We start from the raw sequence: 18476 nt of genomic DNA on the forward strand, positions 1-18476 counted from the left end.
TCACGCACAGGCCGATGCCGAAGGTTTGAGCCGCCCCGACCGGGGCGGCTCAAAATGTGTTGGGGCGAACGTTCTGCCCCATACAGTATTCAGCCGATTGCACGAATCTCGTTGAACGGTCGATCAGACGAAAATCAGGCGGCGCGGACCTCCTGCAGGAAAGTGTCCACCTCTCCGCGCAGGCGTTCGGACTGGGTGGCCAACTCGGAGGCCGCAGACAGCACCTCGTTGGACCCTGCCCCGGCGACATCGGCCGCCTCGCTGACGCCAGCGATATTGCGCGTGACTTCCTGCGTCCCCTCGCTGGCTTCCAACACATTGCGGGCGATCTCCTGGGTCGCCGCGCCCTGCTCCTCGACCGCCGAAGCGACCGATTGGGTGATCTCGTTGATCCGCTCGACCGTCGTCGCGATGCCCTGGATGGCGTCCACAGCCGCGCCGGTCTCGCCCTGGATATGTCCCACCTGAGCGCTGATATCCTCGGTGGCTTTGGCGGTCTGGTTGGCGAGCGACTTCACCTCGTTCGCCACCACGGCAAAGCCCTTGCCGGCCTCGCCAGCGCGCGCGGCCTCGATCGTGGCGTTCAGGGCAAGCAGATTGGTCCGCTCGGCAATCTCGGAGATGATCTCCACCACCTCGCCGATCTTATCGGCCGCCGCCTTCAAGCCTTCGACCTGCGCATTGGTCCGCTGGGCCTGCTGGGCGGCTTCACTCGACATGCGCGAAGAGTCGCTGACCTGCCGGCTGATCTCGCGGATCGAACCCGCCAGCTGCTCGGAAGCGCTGGACACCGTCTGGACGTTGGAGCTGGCTTCCTCAGCTGCCGTGGACACGGCCTGCGCCTGCCGACTGGTCTCCTCGGATGTCGCGGAAAGCGACTGTGCGGAATGCTGCATCTCGGACGCCGCGGAGGACACCGCGTTGACCACACCCATCACCTGGCTCTCGAAATTCGCTGCCAGCTTCACCTGTTTGGTGATTACCGCCCAGGTCAGCATCGGACCGACATAACGCCCGGCCTGGTCCCGAATCGCTTCCACCTTCAGATCCAGCGTCTCATCACCCAACTTGATTTTGGTGTGCCACGGCAGGTTGTTCGGATCGCGCAGAATGGCGTGCTGGTGAGCTGGGTTCTTATGGAAGACGTCGATCGTCTCGCCAATCATCTCGTCCGACCCCACGGGCAACAGGTGCTGTAGCTTGGTGACCGTCTCCTTCGTCGCCTTGTTGCAGTAGGTGATGCGGAAGTCTTTGGCATCGCACATCATGACGTTGATCGGCATCTCATCGACCATGCGATTGACCACATAAGCGTTGATGACCGATTCCCGGAGATCCTCCAGCGCGCGCGCCATCTGCCCGATTTCGTCATGCCGGCGACCGACCTTCGCCTCCGCGGTGATATCACCACCGGCCAGGCGCTGCATCGTCTCGGTCATACGCCTGACAGGCCCGGCGATGCCGCGACCGATCGTCCAGGCAATAGCGGTTCCCGCCACTATGGCGATCAGCACGGCACCGCCAACCATCGTCTCGGTGCGTGCGATGCTGGAGAGCGTGTAGATTTCCAGTTCCGCCTCGTGGGCACGGGCTGCCTCGGCAATGCGATCGGCATCGGCGATCACCGAGTCGGCGAGCCCAACCATCTTGACATCGACTTGTTCACTCAGACGGGCATTGAGCTCCAACACCGTGCGATAGTCGGCCCGGTAGGCCTCCAGTTCCTGACGCAGAGTGTCGAGTTGGGTACTGGCGCGGCCGTCCAGGTCGAGGTCGGCCATCTTGTCCAGGCTTGTATTCAGCGTGGCAAAGGCCGCATCGGCGCGCTCGCGGGTTTCAGGGGTATCGGCGCGCAGCACGGCATTGATGCGATAGAGGCCAGCCAACAGATCTTTTTCGACCGTCTGGCCCAGATCGATCGCCACGGCACCGGCCGCGGACAATCGACCGCGCAGGTTTTTGATCGTCTCGAGGGCGGAATCGGCGCGCGCCGGCATGGACTCGCCCGTTAGGCTGGTCCGCTTCGCGACGACCGTTTCAACGCCCTCGAATTCTGCGATGTACCTGTCGAACGAAGCCTCGAGGGCGGTCAGCGCCTCGGTCTGCGCCGGCGTTAATTGTACGGTCCCGAGGTTGGCGAGTTGATCTTCGATCTTTCCAACCAATGCGCGGACGTCGGCTGCTTCCTCCGGGCGGGAGCTCAGGACGTACTGGTCGACGTGTGCGCGGGTTTGCGCGAGTCGCCGCTCCAGCTGGGCGATCGCCACCACCTCGTTAGCCGTCTGCGTATATTCATGGAATGTCTCGGCAGTACGCTCGAAGGTAAGGTAGGTACCGCCCCCCACCACGGCCATGATGGCAAGAATCAGAGCGAAACCGCCAAAAATCTTCTGACGGATCGAAAGTTTGACGGTGGCGCCGAGCTGCCGTGCATCCTGCTGACCGCCCCTATTCCGCATCCTCGAAACTCCTGGTTCCCGGGCGCGGGGACCGCGCCCGTCCGTTGTTGTGCGACCCGACGCCGCAACCGACCAAAGTTTCGCTGAGAAAGGTTAATACAGTTTTGAACGATTTTATGTAGAGCGCCCGAAAACGAGCCTCTGAACATGAAATGCCTTGGCATTGCCGAGCGACACAAGGTCATGCCTATTGCGGCGATAACGGCCCGAAAGCTCAGGCAAGACAACCGAAACCCTCGGTTTCGATTTTCAAGTGGCGAATTGAGCGGTCGGGAAACTAGGCTCCTGCGCAGCGGCGCCCGCCGTCAAAGCCCCTTTGGCAAGCGCCGTGGCAGCAGAATGCGTGCTGAGGGCGTGAACAGGGCGGGCGTGGAATACCACTGAATTGGGAACTGCAGCACGATCCGATCAGCGTCGAGAAGCGCACGCGCTTCTTTCTCCGCGTCCGTGACAATGTCGATCACGCCATCGGGATAGCGCGCCTAGCCACATGTCATCGTTTCGGGCCGGGGAGACCTAAGTACGCCACTCGATACCCGGCTCGCGGGTTTGGGGCGTCGGCGCCGGGTTAGGCTTGTCGTACCTTCCTTCCAGTTGGTGCCGTCTGTGCTCTCCACAACGGACTACATGGCGATGCTTCCGCGGCAAAGTATCGAAGCGAATGCCAATCTGGATCTGGCGATCCGCCAGCCGCCAGTCGAGGTCGACGGCTTTCCGCTACATCTTGCCTGGCATTCCCGGCAAACCCACGATGCCGTCGTGCAGCACGTGGCCGAGATCATCCATGCCATCCTTGGCCCAACCAGCACTTCATCCGACGGAACTTCGAAGCCCTAGCGGCAGCAATCCCCGGTATAAGTGCGGACTATATCGAAATAACTGCCAACCCAGACGATAAAATTACTGGGGACTTTGCTTGCGGCAGCAAGCATCGCATCGGTTCAAGCTCCGGAATCAACCTGAACGCGTTTAAGCCAGAACTGGGGGCCAATCTTAACGCATCTGATCATCAATCTCCTCCGCCCGGGAACCAGAACAGCGGAGAATGGCTCAGGCGCACGGCCCGGAGGTAAGTAGGACATCGCATCTGACGCACAAAGCCGACTCTCGGGTTGGTTCGCGTGATTTAACGAACTGTCCCGTGTCTCAGGGAGTTCCGCCCCCACCCGCCGGGCGGGTGCTCTCGTCTTCGAGGCGTGCGCTGAAGCTGTTCATGAAATCCTTGGCCGTCTGCACCTCCGCCAGCTGCTTGGCCACCGTCACCGGTCCACCACCAGTCGACGGGTCGAGCAGATCGAAGGTCTCGGCGTGTTCGCTCGCCGCCATCGCCGTCCCGTAGGTTGCCGACAGTTCGCGCAGCCGCGCGCTTTGCCCGGCGAGGGTCATCGCCACCGCTGCACGCATCACACGTCCGGCGCCGGCTGGGTCCAAGCGAGCATCCCCGTCCAAATCAGGCAGCAACCGGTCCAGTACGGCCACGGCTTTGCCCCAGTCGCCCTGTTCGGAATGGATATCGACGGCCAGTTCCAGTGCCGGCTCGCTGTCCATGCCGGCAAGCAGGCTGAGCGCGGCATCCGGCTTGCCGGTCTCGGCCAGGGCGCGGGCCCGCAACAAACGTCGCCTGGCCTCCAGCGAGGGGGGCATGTCCGGCATCTTCGAGATATCCAGAGCTTCGAGCCCGTCTTCCGGCTTGCGATCCAGCAACCGAACAGCCGCCAGGCGCGTTCCCACATCGGCTTTCTCAAGCCCCGACAGACGCCGACGCACCTGCCCTTCCAGCAGACTGCCCGCCCGGGTCAGCAGATCGACGCCGACCAGACGATCGGCCAACCGGGCGATCATCTCGTCGCCGGAATCGCCGGCAGGGGTCAACTCGCGGAAGCTCTCGTAGAGCGCCAACGCCTTAAGCGCCGGCATGCGGTCCGCCTCGCCATCCAGAAACAGACGGGTGAACAGCCGACGCATGCGCGCGGTCGCGCGTTGGGCCAGCGGGCTTTCCGGCAAGTGGGAAGCTGCCTGCTTGAGTGCCGAGAGGGCGCGACCGTAACGCGCTTCCTCAATGTAAAGGTCTGCCAAACGATGCAGCAGCACGCCCTCGAACTCGTCGCCGCGCCAAGCGTAACGCAACCGCTCCAGTTCGGCGATCGCCTCCGGGATCTCGATCTCCCCGGCAGCCAATTGCCGCTCGGTCAAAACCAAGCGGGCACGGGTTCGGCTGGGGGGATGACTGCTCGCCGCGGCTTCGCGCCAGTTCGCTTCCGCGGCATCGGGCTCCCCCGCAACCAACTGGCGGCGGCCTTCCAGGAAAGCGACCTGCGCGGCTTCAGACCGCGTGGGGTCTTGCGCGCGGACTTTATCCAGGTCGACCTCGGCGCCCGGCAGATCGCCGCTTTCGATCCGCGCCTGTGCTGCCCACAGGCGCAACTGCTTGCGCACACTGGGCGGATAGGAGTCCAACATCGGCTCGGCCTTGTGGAAGGCGGCGGCCGCCGACTCATACGCGCCGGTCAAGGCAGCATAGGCCGCCTGCCAAGGCAGGGCCTCCGCGACTCCGTCAAGCACCGGGTCGTTCAGGGTCGTCGCAGCCGTGTTCCAATCGCCGGCAAGTAGCTGGCTGGCAGCACGCATCAGCTTGACCTGCGGGTCGTCAGCGCGGCGCGGCGCGTTCTTCGCGTACAGTTCGAGATGGCCGAGCGCTTCCACCGCCATGCCGTGGGCGAAGTGAAACCGTGCCAGCTCCAGCCGAACCAGCGGCTTCTCCGCCGGGGCCGCGTCCGCCAGCTTCTGGCGAAGTTGCTGCTTCGCCTCGACAAAGCTCATGTCCGGTCGACGCCAAGCCTCCAGGTCCAGCAGCGAATCCCCGGCCGTAGCCGGTGTGCGCACCTCCTGGACCTCACCCTCGGGCTCGGGGTTGATCATCAACGCCTGCCCCTCGCCCTCGACGACGACCTCGCCCTGTCGACGCGTGACGGTGACATAGTCGGCCTTCGGCAACACGGCGATGCCAGTGTGGGTCGCCAACAGCGTGAACTCCGGAAACTCCCGCTCGACCGCCATCCCCTGACCCGGCGCCGCAACCGGAACCACCGACAGCGGTCGACCGGTCGCGGGGTCGCGTAGGTTCAGCACCGCGCCCGACGCCTCGACCGGCAGGATCGCCCGGCCTTCGGCCAGCCGTACCTCGATCGGCTGCGTCGGCAGAACCGGCTGCCGCGATAGAATGGCGCGCCACAAACCGCCATCCAGCTCCGGACGGACCCGCAAACCGGGCCCGCCGGTCATGCGCAGCAGTGTGGTGCCATTGATGTTCTGCCGCTCGACCTTCTCGATGTCTGGCAGCGCTTGCTTCAGTTGTGCGGTGAAATCGTTCGGCGCCTGCCCGGTAACGGCAAGCCATTGCGCACCAGCACGCGCGAAGGCAGCCGCGGCACGACCAGCCCACGGCATCTCCACACGCGCTTGGCGAACCGACGGCGCCACCTCACCAGGAGAGGGCAGAATGCCCTGCGCAACCTCTTGCGGTGTGAACCGACGCGCGCCCGCCAACGCCGCCTCGGCGACCTCCGGTGCGCGCAACTCCGGCTTGAGCTCTGGCAGCACGTCCAGCGGCGCATCGCCCGAATCGTCCGCCTCTTGATCGTTGGCCTGCGCGCCGGACTCCTCTTCTCCCGGTTGCTCCGGCAGTTCCGCTGTCTCGACAGACTCCGGGACGGCTTCCGACGCGTCCGTGCCCGAGGTCTCGTCGTTTGGTGTCAGCCGGTCGGGCTGGGCGTCTTCTGTTTTGGTTGCGGCCTTCGCTGCGTCGCGTGCCGGCGCCTCGATCGTCACTTGGATCTGGGTGCCATTTTCAGCCGCACGGATACGCGCCCCCTTGGGGACCTTCAGGTCGACCCCGCTCTGCTTGGCGGAAACGATCGGCGCAAGGCTCAGGATCTGCGAAGGCTGAACCTCCGAGTAGCCGCTGAAGTCGAAGCGGGCGGGACGGCGGAATCTCAGGCGCGCGGTGCCGGCCTTGGTATCCTGCTGCAGGTCGTAGCCAACCGGAAACGGCCAGTTAAAGGTCAGACGCGCACGCTCCGCTCCCGCTGCCGCCTCGACGCGCACGCGCGGGGGACGCTCGGGGGTCTCGGGCTTGTCGATCTTCTTGAGATCGATCACCACCTTAGTGCCGTAGGTCCAATCCTCGACGAGGAAATCGTCCTTCATCGGGATCGTTAGCCGATAGCCGTGCGGTCCCGGCGCCGGCTGGCCGATGTAATCGTCGAGGACGGGCGACACCGACCAGAACTTGAAATCGGCCCGGCGGGCGAAGGAGATGTAGAGCGTGTTGTCGAACCGCTCGACCTCATACTGCACGCTGTCCGGCCAATCGAACACGATGCGGCCGTAAGATCCGTGATTGCCGCCACGCACACGGATGGACTCAGGTGCCGACTGGGTCCCTGACGCCTGCCCTTGCGTTCCCTGCGCCCACGCCGCTGGCACAAGTACAGCACCCGCCGTCATGGACAACATGACGGCAAGAACGGCCCCGGCCATGCGAACGCAAGACACGCGCGCGGGAGAGCTCATTCGACCGGCTCCCGCGCGGTGTCATGGATCACCAGGTCCACGCGACGGGCGAGCGCGCGGCGCTCCGCCTCGTCCGCCATGGCGGGCAGTTCGTCGTAGCGGGAATCACCCTGCCCGCGGGCGCGGATACGCCCTTCGACACCGCCGGAACGCAGGGCGGCCACAACTGCTTGGGCACGCAGCAACGAGAGTTCCCAGTTCGAGGGATAGCGGGTTACCGGCTTACGCGGGTCGGCATGGCCGACCACCGCCAGCGCGTTCGGCATGTTACGCAACACCCCACCCAGTTGAAAAACCGCCTCTGCCGCCTGCGGCGTCAGGGTGAAATCACCACTGGCAAACAGCAAGTCCGCCGGCAAAGAGAGGAACAGACGGTCCTCGCCCCGGCGCAAGCGCGCGTCCGCCAGCGCTGGCGTCTCGCTCAGGTGCCCGGCCAGCAGTTCCGCGAGGTAATCCAGGTCATCGCCCGGCGTGCGCTCAGGCGACGGCACGTCCATGCGCATCGACGGGCTCGCCACCCGCTGCCCGGCCACCGAATTCAATTGCCGACGCAGGCTTTCGGTCAGGCTGGACCAATCCTGCGTCTTCACGTTGGACATCGCGAAGATCATCACGAAGAAGGTCAACAGCAGCGCGACCAGATCGGTGAAGGTCACCATCCAGGCACCGGCGGTATCGCCGCCTTGCTTGCCCGAAGCGCTGCCCGGCGGCGGCGGGAGCTCCGATTGACCATCGGAACGCCTCTGGGTACTGGGCGGCGGCGGGGGCATGTCGGTCATTGCACCGTCTCCCGGCCGGCCTGCTCCTCCTGGGGTGCCAAGGGGTTCGGCGGAATCTCTTCACTCGGCAGCGTGATCTCGAAGGCGATCCGGCCAGGGTTACCGCGGGTCGGCCACAAACCGGAGCTGAGGCGTTCCCTCGGGACGCCGAGCGTATCCAGCGCACGCACGATCGTGCCGCTGCGCGCGACCGGCAGACGGGTGGCGGACGCATCATCGCCTGGCGGCACGGCGTGCAGCACCTCGACCGTGTAAAGCTCCGGCGCCTGCTGGGAATTCGTCAGGGCGTTGGCCAACCGGCGGAGCAGAACGTCGCGCTGCGGGCGCAACTCGGCTTGCCCCATCTCGAACAGCTCACGCGCGCGTACCTCGAGCCGAAGGACCCGCCCGTCCGCCGAGGTTTCCACCTCGACCAACGGCAAGGTTTGCTTGAACAGGGCGCGGATTCGGTCGGACAGGCTCGCCTGCTTGTCCAGCGCGCCGATCCCGGCGTCCGGCACAGCGCGGCTCTTGGTGGCCGGAACGGCGCCGGCGAAGGTGACGGCGACGCTTTCCAGCACCGCACGGCTGCGTTCTTCCTCATACTTCGAGATGGTCGACAGCAGGATAAAAAACGCCAGCAACAGCAGCTTTAGGCTCAACATCGCGACGATGTTGGCGTTGGGCGAACTCTTGGTCGACGGAGCGAGCCGGCTGTCGAGGGTCATGGCTTAGAAGGATGTCTTTCCGCCCCGGTGCGGTGTAGGTCCGCGGGGTCATCCGTACGAGAAGCTCTCCTGAAACCGGCCACGAACCGGCAGGGGATCAATCGAAACTTGCCAGCAGTGCGTCGATGTCGTCCTGGCTGACGCTCGCCTCACCGGGGGAGGTCGGCCCGTTCATTAGGGACGCCTCGTCGTCCGCACTGACCTTCTTCTTTTCCGAGGCGGCGCTACGTTCGCTCCGGGCCTCGGCGGCATCTTCACCGAACGCGGCCAGAAGCGTGTCCACCTTCTCCTCCACCTGCTTGAGCGCGGTGACGACCTTGGTGATCCGCTGGCCGGTAATGTCCTGGAAGTTGCAGGCTTCATAGACCTTGGTAACGCTGTCGGACAGCTTCTGACCGGTCTCGCCCCCCAACTCGTCGCCGATGCCTTCAATGGTCTCCATCGCTTCCAGGATCGTGTTGGTCGCGGACTCAGTAGCGCCGACGATCGCTTCCAGCTCGTCCGTGGCGGTGGGCAAATGCTCGGTGTTGATCTCGTCGGGCCGGACCGATGCGATCTCCGCCTTGGCCGAGGCGATGAACCGGGACAGCGCTTCGATCTCGGCGTAGAGCTTCAGGTTCACCGCCGACAGATCGCCCTCGACGGTCGCCATGACACTCTCGACCGCGTCCGTGATCTCCTCGGGTTCCGCACGCGGGCCGAGCGCGGCCAGGGCTGCCAACTGGGTCTCCAACTGGACGCGCGCCGCGTCGTCGTCTTGGCCGCGCCCCGTCTTACGTCCCTTTTGAGCCGTCATGGCCTCAAACCTCCTACCTGTGGCGCCGGCCAACCCGGGCGCGCCTAGAAATGCCCGATCGACGCGGTTAGCTTGGTCTTCAGCGTGGCTGCATTGAACGGCTTGATGATGTAGTTGGTCACACCGGCCTGCTTGGCGGCGACCACGTTCTCGCTCTTGCTCTCAGCCGTCACCATGATGAACGGCAGGCCGTTCAGGCGGCTGTCCGCGCGGACTTCCTTGAGCAGCTGCAGGCCACTCATCGGCTCCATGTTCCAGTCGGAAATGACCAGGCCATACTTCTTGTCGCGCAGCTTCTGCAACGCGCTGGAGCCGTCGGTCGCCTCGTCCACATTGTTGAAGCCCAACTGCTTCAACAGATTGCGGATGATCCGAAGCATCGTCTTGTAGTCGTCGACGATGAGGATCGGCATGTTCATATCCACGCTCGACATGATGTCTTAAAACCCCTTACTCACAGGACAACGCGCGAAGGGCGCCAGTTTCAGCGACTTACGGTAAGCAAGCGCTCTTAAATCAAGGTAAACGCCGCGCAAATTCGGCTTTAACGACGCCGATCCGTCCGCGGGCTATTCGCGCGGCAACGGCAGATCCTCGCGCTCGGCAAGCTCCAGAGTCAGCTCCTGGGCCTTGTCAGGACGCATTTCGGCCAGGATCGGCGCGGTCTTGCGCTCGTTCATGCGCTCGACGACCTTGAGCAGGACATCCTTGTCCAGATTCTCGAAGATCCGCGCGGCATCGTCCGGTTTCATCTTCTCGTAGATGTTCACCAGTCGGGTAAGCTGCTTGGTTTCCTGTTCGTCGTACTTAACCAGCAGCGCCTCGATCTCCTTGCGCAGACGCTCCATCTCGGAGACCTTCTCGTTCAGGCGCTTCTCGGCGGCCTGCACGAGACGTTCGCGGCGTTCCAGCGTCTCGGCGCGCTGATCCAGCTTCTCCCGACGCTTGGCCAACTGCTGCAGCAGCTCGATTTCCGCTTCCGTCATGTCCAGCGGGTCTGCGGAAGACAGGAGATCGCGCGGCTTGTCCGCCTCCGGCGTCTCCGTTGCATCGTTTGCGGCACTCCCGGCGGCCGGTTCATCGGACGGCGTCGGGGTCTCCTGTCCGGCCTGTGCGTCCCCCTCCGGCGTTGCCTGCGCGACCTGCAGGCCGGCGAACGGATCGCCCACGAAGTCGGCGCCGGTCGCAGCATCGGAATCGGCGGCGGCGATGCCGCCGAAGCCTTGCCAGATTTCCCCGACCCGCATGCCCAATGTGAGCGTGGCGACCAGGATCAGCACGGGCAGAATACGCGGACGCATGACAACTTCTCTCTATCGACGATCGTTCTCGGAGACGCAGGCCGGCGGGCTGTTCAGCGCACGCCGCGCAGCGCCTTCAACAGCTTCGCATTCTGCGGTGTGCTGCGCGCCGCGCCGCGCGGCGCGGCGCGCAGCGTCGTATCGGTCCCGGCCGTATCCGGCTTGCCGCCCTCGTTCGCGGCGCTGGATCCAACGGCCGGTGCGGAAGACAAGGTCGTGCCAGTGCCGTTCGCCTTCGTCGCAGCCCCCTTCGCCGCGGCGGTGCTTCGCTGGGCAGCCTCATGCAAACCCATCGGCTCGACCCCGCGCGGATCGGCGGTCACCTTGCGGGCGGCACCGATCTGTCGCTCCATCCGGTCGGCAAGACTGTTTCCCTTGTCGACCAGGAAACCGAGGTCGTCGTTGAGGGCCTTAGCATCGTTCAGCTTTTGGCTGAGCTCCTCGCCCTTCTCATGGGCGGCGGCCTTGAGTTCGGCCAAACCGTGCTCTGCGCGCTCGGTGGTCTGGACGAGACGGTTAACCATCGCCTCCATCTCGGCCTTGTTGTTGCGCAGTTCGCCCAGCTTGCGGTTCAGCATGACCGCGTAGAAGATCGTTGCAGCCAGCAGCCCGGCGACCAGCACGTCCAACAGAATACTTACCCCAGCCATCAGACGTCTCCTTCCCGCGCGGCCTTGTTCTCGATCCGGACCGCGATATGTCCATTCTTGCGCCCCATCGGCCCGGCAAACATCGGGACATCGCCGCAGCGCAGGCGCACCTTGGATTCCGGCGTCACCTGCAGCGGCAGAAAGTCCCCGACCTTCCATTTCATGACGTCGCCCAGCGGCAGTTCAAACTCGTCCAGCACCGCACTCAGCCCGACATCGGTCTGCCAAAGCTCGGCCGACAAGTGGCTTTCCCAGATGCTGTCCCGGCCGAACTTTTCGCCCATGAACATCTGCAGCAGCATCTCGCGCACCGGCTCGAGGGTGGCGTAGGGCAGCAGCAGTTCCATGCGCCCGCCACGGTCTTCCATGTCGATGCGCAAGCGCACGACAATGGCAGCATTGGCGTGTCGGGCGATGGTGGCGAAGCGCGGGTTGGTCTCAAGCCGTTCGAAACGGAAGGTCACGGGCGACAGCGGATCGAACGCCGCCGACAGGTCGCCCATGACGACGTGCACCATCCGCTCGATCAGGTTGCGCTCGATCGTGGTGTACGGGCGGCCCTCGATGCGCATCGCGGCCGTCCCGCGCCGTCCCCCCAGGAGCACGTCGACGATTGAGTAGATCAACGTGCTATCGACCGTCATCAGGCCGTAGTTGTCCCACTCCTCGGCCTTGAAGACGGTCAGCATGGCCGGCAGCGGGATCGAGTTCAGGTAGTCGCCGAAGCGGATCGAGGTGATGTTGTCGAGGCTGACCTCGACGTTATCGCTGGTGAAGTTACGCAGGCTGGTCGACATCATCCGGACAAGCCGGTCGAATACGACCTCCAGCATCGGCAGGCGCTCGTAGGACACGAGCGCGGAATTGACGATCGCCTGGATGCCCGACTGCTGACCGTCACCGTCGCCGTCATCATCGAGGCCCAGCAGGCTGTCGATCTCGTCCTGATCGAGAACGCGCGTGGAGGAATCGCCGTCTTCGTCGTCACCTTCGGCCATCGCCTCCCATTCCGCCATCATGGCGTCCTGGTCGATCCCGTCGTCGGTGTCGAGGTCGTTCTGGCTGTCGTTCTGCGGATCGCCGTCGGCCATGGTCTCTCTGCGTCCAGGTTTGTCGTTCGGGACTGGGGTCAGATGGAATTACCGGGAAACGAACCGGCTGGCGCTACTGGACCAGCATCTCCTTGAACAGGACGTCCTTAACCTCGACGCCCTCGACGGCTGCGTTGACGCGCAGCAACAATTCCTCGCGCAGGCGCTGCAGCCCGGCGGAGCCCTGCAGGTCCTCCACCCGCAGTTCGCGCAGATAAACCTGGAAGTTGTCGACGACGCGCGGCATGTACTTCTCGAGCTTCTCCTTCCCTGCCTCGCCGGCGATCTCAAGGCTGACCGAGAGTTTCAGGAAGTTACTGCTCCGCCCGCTGGAGTTCAGATTCACGAGAAGGGTTGGCATTTCGTAGAAGACCGTCTTCTCGACCTTCGCGGGCTCGTGCTTTTCCTCTTTGCCACCGCCCAACAGGCTATCCAGCATGCCGGTGAAATACAGGCCGGCCCCCGCGCCGGCGAGCAGCAGCAGCGGCAGCAGCACGAACAGCGTGATCTTCTTGCCGGACATACCGCCGCGCCGTGGACTGGCGTCGAGCTCCACGTCGTCGCCGTAGCCCTCGCCCATCGTCTGATCGGTCATCGAATTCGCCTTTACCGGAAAACCGTTCTTGAAGACCGGGCCCGCTGGACACCCGGCCAATTCGCGGCCGCCCGGCTGCATGCCAGCGCCCCCAGGGCGCGGCGCAGGCGGGCTGCGAACAGGGTGAACGCTAGAGCGTCTGAGTTAAGAACTCGTTGAGCCCGGCAACTGTACCCGCCCTACCCGGCAGGTCTTGCCGGGTTCCAGGCAACCAGTTCGACGATTGCGTGCGGTATTGGAACGGATCGCGCCGTTTTCCGGTTTGGCACGCACTGTGCATAGGCTGCGTTGCGATGCGTTGGCCACGCTCTCGGCCACGCCACCGCGCCCAAAACGACACCTGCCCCGCGAACGAGACGGACAGCCATGGAATCCACGAACTACATCGCCCTTTCGCGTCAGGCCAGCCTGCGCCGCGAACTCGACCTGGTGGCGAACAACATGGCGAACCTGAACACGCCAGCCTATCAGGGCGAGAGCATGATGTTCGTCGAGTACCTGGAGGACACGCAGCGCGGCAAGACCGGCGAAATGAGCTTCGTCCAGGACATCTCGACCGTGCGCGACCTGAAGGAAGGGCCGATGAAGCGGACGGAGAATCCGTTGGACCTGGCGATTTCCGGACGTGGCTATTTCACGATCGAGACCGACGACGGCCCGCGCTACACCCGCAACGGCGCCTTCCAGCTGAACGAGGAAGGCCAGATCGTCAACAAAGCCAACCAGCCGGTGCTGGACGGCAATGGCAACCCCATCGAGGTGCCCGACGACGCGCAGTCGATCGAAATCAGCGAGGACGGCACGATCGCCACCGAGGTCGGCCAGATCGCCCAGCTGGAGCCGGTCACCTTCGAAAACGAACAGCTGCTGATGAAGCGCGCCAACGGCCTCTTCGAGGCGCGTGAGGAACAGGTTGCCGAGCCGGCCGAGGGCGCCCGCATCATGCAGGGCACCCTGGAGAGCTCGAACGTCGAGGGTGTGGTCGAGATGACCCGCCTGATCAACCTGACCCGCAGCTACAGCAGCGCCAACAAGTTCTCCGAGAGCGAGCACGAGCGAATCCTGCGCGCGGTGCGCACGCTGGTCTCCTCGCAATAACCCCGACACGCCAACACTGACCCCGAGATCGCGGGCCTAACCCGCGTCACGCCCTGCCAGACGAGAGGTTGAGACATGCGCTCCCTGAGTATCGCCGCCACCGGAATGCTGGCGCAGCAGATGAACGTCGAGGTCATCTCGAACAACATCGCCAACATGAACACCAGCGGCTACAAGCGCCAGCGCGCTGAGTTCAACGACCTGCTGTACCAGGACATGCGCCGGGTTGGCGCGAACTCCAGCGAGGAGGGCACGATCGTCCCCTCCGGCATTCAGCTGGGCCTGGGCGTGAAGCCGGCGGCGATCTACCGGATCAACGAGCAGGGCTCGATCCAGATGACCGACAACCCGCTGGACATGGCGATGAACGGCAAGGGCATGTTCATGGTCGAAATGCCGAACGGCGAAACCGGCTATACCCGCGCCGGCTCGTTCCAGCTGTCGCCCGACGGCGATCTGGTGACCCCGGACGGCTACCCGGTCCAGCCCGGCATCACCATCCCGGTGGACGCGGTCGGCGTGACCGTCAATGCCAACGGCGAGGTCTGGGTCGACCTCGACGGCCAGGTGGACCCGCAGTTGGTCGGCCAGATCGAGGTCGCCCGCTTCCCGAACGAGGCTGGTCTGCAGGCGCTGGGCGACAACCTGTTCGCCGAGACCCGGGCGAGCGGCCAGGCCACGGTCGGGGTGCCCGGCCAGGCCGGCTTCGGCAGCGTGCTGCAGGGCGCGGTGGAAAGCTCGAACGTCGACATGGTGAAGGAGATCACCAACATGGTCGCCGCCCAACGCGCCTACGAGATGAACAGCAAGGTGATCTCCACCTCCGACGAGATGATGCGCAACGTCAGCCAGATGCGCTGATAACTGCCGCAAGATCCCGTCGTATCGGAGTGTCCGCCATGTTCCGCCTGCCCGTCTTCGCTCTCGCCGCCGCCACCGCGCTGGCCGCCCTGATCGCCGCGCCCGCCGCGCAGGCGGAACGCGACCGTTCCGCCCGGGTCGGACAGCCCGTGTCGCTTAACAGCGAGATCGTGGTCGAAGGCGATACCGTGACGCTGAACCATCTGTTCAGCGGTTTGGGCGCACGTGGGGAGACGCCGATTGCCCGTGCGCCCGAACCGGGCAAGGAAGTGCAGCTGCCGGCCAACTGGCTCGCCCGGGTGGCCCGCGCGTACGAGATCGACTGGCAGCCGGCGTCCAAGCTGCAGCAGGCCAGTCTGCGCCGCGCCGCACAGCGGATCGGCGGCAAAAAGATCCAGGAGGCGATCCACGCCAAGCTGGCCGAACGCGGCATCGACGGCGATGTCGAAGTGCAGCTGGACACGCCGGATACCGCGCTGGTGCTGCCGGTCGATGCGCCGGGAACCGTCAAGATCGCGGGCCTGAACTACGACCGCGACAGCGGCCGTTTCACCGCCAACGTGGTTGCGCCCGATGCGCAGCGTCCGCTCGCCCGCGCCACCGTGTCCGGCAAGGCGCTGGCGATGGTCGAGATCCCGGTGCTGACCCGCCGGATTGGCCGGGACGAAGTGATCGGCCAGCGCGACATCGCCTGGGTCACGCGGCCGGTCGACGCGATCACCGCCAACCACATCCGCGACGCGCGCAAGCTGGTCGGTATGTCCGCCCGCCGCTCGATCCGCCCGGAACGGCCGGTGCGCGAGACCGACGTCACCGCGCCCGTGATCGTACCGCGCAACAGCTTGGTAACCCTCATGCTGCAGACTGAGCAGATGCGCCTGACCGCCCAGGGCCGGGCGCTGCAGGACGGCGCCAAGGGCGAGGTCGTGCGCGTCGTCAACACCAAGTCCAACACCACCGTCTCCGGGGTCGTCGTCGCCGACGGCACGGTCGCGGTGCAAGCGGGCAGCCGCCCGCAATCGCAGGAGTAAGCGCGATGCGCGACCCCCTCTTGTCCACCGCCGCGCGGCTCGGCGCGCTCGCGCTCGCCGGCGGCCTGCTCGCCGCCTGCAACACCGCCGACCGGCTCGCCCAGGTCGGTCAGGAACCACCGCAGTCCGCGGTCGGAAGCCCGGAACGCCTGGCCGGCGAGAGGCCAGTGGTCATGCCCATGCCGAAGCCGCAGGTACAGGAGCCGAACCGCCAGGCGAACTCGCTTTGGACTCCCGGCACGCGGGCCTTCTTCAAGGACCAGCGGGCGAGCGAGATCGGCGATATCCTGACGGTTCGGATCGAGATCGACGACAGCGCCAACCTGTCGAACGAGACGAGCCGCACGCGCAGTGCGAACGAATCTGCCGGATTGCCGGCCTTCCTGGGTTACGAGCAATCGCTCGGTTCGGTGCTGCCGGAAGCAGTTAGCCCGGAAAGCCTCGTCGAGGCGCAGAGCGGCAGCGGCCACACGGGCGTCGGCACGGTCGACCGCAGCGAGGAGATCAACCTGCGGATCGCCTCGCTGATCACCCAGGTCCTGCCGAACGGCAACTTGGTGATCGCGGGCCGGCAAGAAGTGCGCGTGAACTACGAGAACCGCATCCTGCAGGTTGCCGGCGTGATCCGGCCCGAGGACATCGATTCCGACAACAGCGTGTCCTATGAAGACATCGCCGAAGCCCGCATCGCCTACGGCGGCGAAGGCCAGCTCTCCGATGTCCAGCAGCCACGCTACGGCCAACAGGTCTACGACATCCTGTTCCCGTTCTAAGCGCGAACGGTAGCCGGTCGTCAAAAACCTATCCGCTTGGGATTGGGCTCGCCGTCAGAGCCGCTTGAGACCGTCGGCCGCGACTCAGGAAAATCGCGTAACCACCTGTTAATAAAATATTCTACGATTCCAGCACCGGACACCCGGTCTCAAGCCCGTTGCGTGGCGAGGCGCATGACGCCCGACGGTTTCAGCGAACCCGGGCCATGCGCAGAGGCACGATCAAAAAAAGCCCCTGCCCGGCCTCGACAGCCGTTCAGGGGCCCCTCGAAACCGTCGATGCGCCCACCGCTCTAATCGTCGCGCTGGGTCCGTTCCAAGCGCTCGTGACGCTCCTGGGCCTCGATCGACAAGGTTGCGATCGGACGCGCTTCAAGACGGCGGATCGCGATCGGCTCGTCGGTCTCCTCGCAGTAGCCGTAGGTGCCGTCCTCAATCCGCTGCAACGCCTCGTCGATCTTGGAGATCAACTTGCGCTCCCGGTCGCGGGTGCGCAGCTCTAGCGAACGATCAGTTTCAGCGGAAGCACGGTCGGCGATGTCGGGCTCCGACAGACCGCCGTCCTGCAGACTTTCCAGCGTCTCGTGCGACTCCCGCAACAACGAGTCCTTCCAGGCCAGCAGCTTCTGGCGAAAGTATTCCTGCATCTTCTCGTTCATGAAGGGCTCGTCCTCGCTGGGACGATACTCCGTGGGCAGAGTCACAGACATCACGTGAACGACGTCCCCTCGTTAAAAACACGCTCCCGGATCACCGGGGTCGGCGCGGCGCAGTATATGATTTTTTACCCACGCCACAAGCCTCTTTCACGTCGTAGGGAAGACGGGCATGCACTTGAAATAGAAAGGTTTTGTGACAACCGTGAGCGTCGGCGCAACGCTAGCCGAACGCCTGCCTATCCACATCTTCCCGACACCTCTGGATAGGCGCGGCCATCCCCCCAGACCCGTGGTTTGCGTGAAACAAGGGGGCGGGCCCGACGTGCTGGCGGGTGAGGCAACCGTTCAGCGGCGCAGTTTGGCCAGTTCCACGTGCGCGCGCAGTTCGATTTCGTCGAGAATCTCGTTCAAGTCCGGATCGTCGATCTCGCCCCGGGCCTGGTCCACTTCGTCGGCCAAACGGCGCACGGTATCCGGCGCCATACGCCCCATCAGCAGACCGTCGCGCAGTTCCTCCAGACGCTGCAGCAGACGTTCGCCGTGCTGACGACCGCGCTCGCGCGCATCATCGGCGTTGGCTGGGATCTCCTGCAGACTGAGCAGCGCTCCTGCCCCGGCGACCCCCGCCGAACGGCTGCCTTCCGCCGCGCTCGCCGCGCCATTGGAGGCATTCAGACTGTCGCCAAAGCCCCCATCTGTCCCCTGCGACTTGTCCTTGCGGCGCAGCGGCGTGGGGGTATGGAGGGACGACCGTTCGATCTTCATGGAGACTCGCTCAAGTGCCCGTGGGCGGGACGCCGACCGTGCAGCCCCTGTTTGAGGGACCCAGCCAGACGGCGATGCAGGCGGAAAACTACGCCTTCTGTCTGCATGCACCAAGCTGCGCCGTGCGCAGTTAATGCGTGGTAAATGCTGCTTGGTTAAGCCCACCGATCGGCAATCGCCGCCCGGCAAGTTTTACCCGCTAGACGGCCCTGCCCCGTTGATCACGACCGGCCAGCACCGAGCAGAAGGCCCAGATTCCGGGCGTTCTTAACCACACGTACGCGTTGGCACGCAAATCGCATAAGACAGCGCAGTCACGGGTGTGGATTCCCACGCACC

The 18476-nt window shown here is 64.7% G+C and carries 18 protein-coding genes; 5 read left to right on the plus strand and 13 right to left on the minus strand.

The features are described from left to right. Nucleotides 1-134 precede the first annotated feature (134 nt). A complete protein-coding gene (locus RHOSA_RS25195; protein WP_051432133.1) occupies nucleotides 135-2459 on the minus strand; it encodes a methyl-accepting chemotaxis protein in 2325 nt (774 codons plus the stop codon). A 305-nt stretch (nucleotides 2460-2764) separates the two neighbouring features. Further along, nucleotides 2765-2923, minus strand: a complete 159-nt coding sequence (locus tag RHOSA_RS24800; protein WP_200372018.1) for an NAD(P)H-dependent oxidoreductase — start codon at nucleotides 2921-2923, stop codon at nucleotides 2765-2767. Between the two features lie 31 nt (nucleotides 2924-2954). On the opposite strand from RHOSA_RS24800, the gene RHOSA_RS24805 reads away from it, so the two are divergent. Beyond that, a complete protein-coding gene (locus RHOSA_RS24805; RefSeq protein WP_081728721.1) occupies nucleotides 2955-3296 on the plus strand; it encodes a LysR substrate-binding domain-containing protein in 342 nt (113 codons plus the stop codon). Nucleotides 3297-3605: 309 nt separating this feature from the next. Here RHOSA_RS24805 and RHOSA_RS22475 read toward each other — a convergent pair whose 3' ends face one another. From RHOSA_RS22475 to RHOSA_RS0113305, 9 genes are all read right to left on the minus strand, one after another. Next, nucleotides 3606-6836 (minus strand): hypothetical protein, encoded by a 3231-nt coding sequence (locus RHOSA_RS22475; RefSeq protein WP_156092732.1) that lies wholly within the window; start codon nucleotides 6834-6836, stop codon nucleotides 3606-3608. Nucleotides 6837-7027: 191 nt separating this feature from the next. Beyond that, nucleotides 7028-7810, minus strand: coding sequence for an OmpA/MotB family protein (locus RHOSA_RS22480; protein WP_051432134.1), 783 nt, complete (start codon nucleotides 7808-7810; stop codon nucleotides 7028-7030). Beyond that, nucleotides 7807-8517, minus strand: coding sequence for a hypothetical protein (locus tag RHOSA_RS0113275; protein ID WP_027289046.1), 711 nt, complete (start codon nucleotides 8515-8517; stop codon nucleotides 7807-7809). The genes RHOSA_RS22480 and RHOSA_RS0113275 overlap by 4 nt, the downstream gene beginning before the upstream one ends. Nucleotides 8518-8614: 97 nt before the next feature. Further along, the gene (locus tag RHOSA_RS0113280; protein ID WP_051432135.1) at nucleotides 8615-9313 is read right to left on the minus strand and encodes a protein phosphatase CheZ; all 699 of its coding nucleotides are present in this window, start codon (nucleotides 9311-9313) and stop codon (nucleotides 8615-8617) included. A 44-nt stretch (nucleotides 9314-9357) separates the two neighbouring features. After that, nucleotides 9358-9747: a response regulator gene (locus RHOSA_RS0113285; protein WP_027289048.1), complete on the minus strand. Its 390-nt coding sequence runs from the start codon at nucleotides 9745-9747 to the stop codon at nucleotides 9358-9360. Nucleotides 9748-9882: 135 nt separating this feature from the next. Next, on the minus strand, nucleotides 9883-10614 hold the full coding sequence (locus RHOSA_RS22485; RefSeq protein ID WP_051432136.1) for a MotE family protein: 732 nt from the start codon (nucleotides 10612-10614) through the stop codon (nucleotides 9883-9885). Nucleotides 10615-10667: 53 nt separating this feature from the next. Next, a complete protein-coding gene (locus tag RHOSA_RS24340; RefSeq protein WP_244880675.1) occupies nucleotides 10668-11237 on the minus strand; it encodes a DUF6468 domain-containing protein in 570 nt (189 codons plus the stop codon). A gap of 26 nt (nucleotides 11238-11263) precedes the next feature. Next, complete coding sequence (gene fliM, locus RHOSA_RS0113300) at nucleotides 11264-12283, minus strand: flagellar motor switch protein FliM (RefSeq protein WP_276570063.1); 1020 nt, start codon at nucleotides 12281-12283, stop codon at nucleotides 11264-11266. A 145-nt stretch (nucleotides 12284-12428) separates the two neighbouring features. Further along, nucleotides 12429-12950, minus strand: a complete 522-nt coding sequence (locus RHOSA_RS0113305; RefSeq protein WP_037258408.1) for a flagellar basal body-associated FliL family protein — start codon at nucleotides 12948-12950, stop codon at nucleotides 12429-12431. A gap of 366 nt (nucleotides 12951-13316) precedes the next feature. Between RHOSA_RS0113305 and flgF the strand changes: the two genes are divergently transcribed. The 4 genes from flgF to flgH all read left to right on the plus strand — a co-directional run bounded on the left by flgF (nucleotide 13317) and on the right by flgH (nucleotide 16713). Beyond that, entirely contained in the window at nucleotides 13317-14048 is a 732-nt protein-coding gene (gene flgF / locus RHOSA_RS0113310) for a flagellar basal-body rod protein FlgF (protein WP_027289051.1), read from the plus strand. 75 nt (nucleotides 14049-14123) lie between these two features. Beyond that, nucleotides 14124-14909, plus strand: a complete 786-nt coding sequence (gene flgG, locus RHOSA_RS0113315; RefSeq protein WP_027289052.1) for a flagellar basal-body rod protein FlgG — start codon at nucleotides 14124-14126, stop codon at nucleotides 14907-14909. A gap of 38 nt (nucleotides 14910-14947) precedes the next feature. Next, nucleotides 14948-15940, plus strand: coding sequence for a flagellar basal body P-ring formation chaperone FlgA (gene flgA / locus RHOSA_RS22495; RefSeq protein ID WP_051432139.1), 993 nt, complete (start codon nucleotides 14948-14950; stop codon nucleotides 15938-15940). Between the two features lie 5 nt (nucleotides 15941-15945). Next, on the plus strand, nucleotides 15946-16713 hold the full coding sequence (gene flgH / locus RHOSA_RS0113325) for a flagellar basal body L-ring protein FlgH (protein ID WP_037256336.1): 768 nt from the start codon (nucleotides 15946-15948) through the stop codon (nucleotides 16711-16713). A gap of 293 nt (nucleotides 16714-17006) precedes the next feature. On the opposite strand, the gene dksA is transcribed toward flgH, so the two are convergent. Continuing rightward, entirely contained in the window at nucleotides 17007-17423 is a 417-nt protein-coding gene (dksA, locus tag RHOSA_RS0113330; protein ID WP_027289054.1) for an RNA polymerase-binding protein DksA, read from the minus strand. Nucleotides 17424-17717: 294 nt separating this feature from the next. Then, nucleotides 17718-18137 (minus strand): flagellar assembly protein FliX, encoded by a 420-nt coding sequence (locus RHOSA_RS0113335; protein WP_027289055.1) that lies wholly within the window; start codon nucleotides 18135-18137, stop codon nucleotides 17718-17720. Nucleotides 18138-18476 lie beyond the last annotated feature (339 nt).

Source organism: Rhodovibrio salinarum DSM 9154, assembly GCF_000515255.1.
GTDB classification, from domain to species: Bacteria; Pseudomonadota; Alphaproteobacteria; order Kiloniellales; family Rhodovibrionaceae; genus Rhodovibrio; species Rhodovibrio salinarum.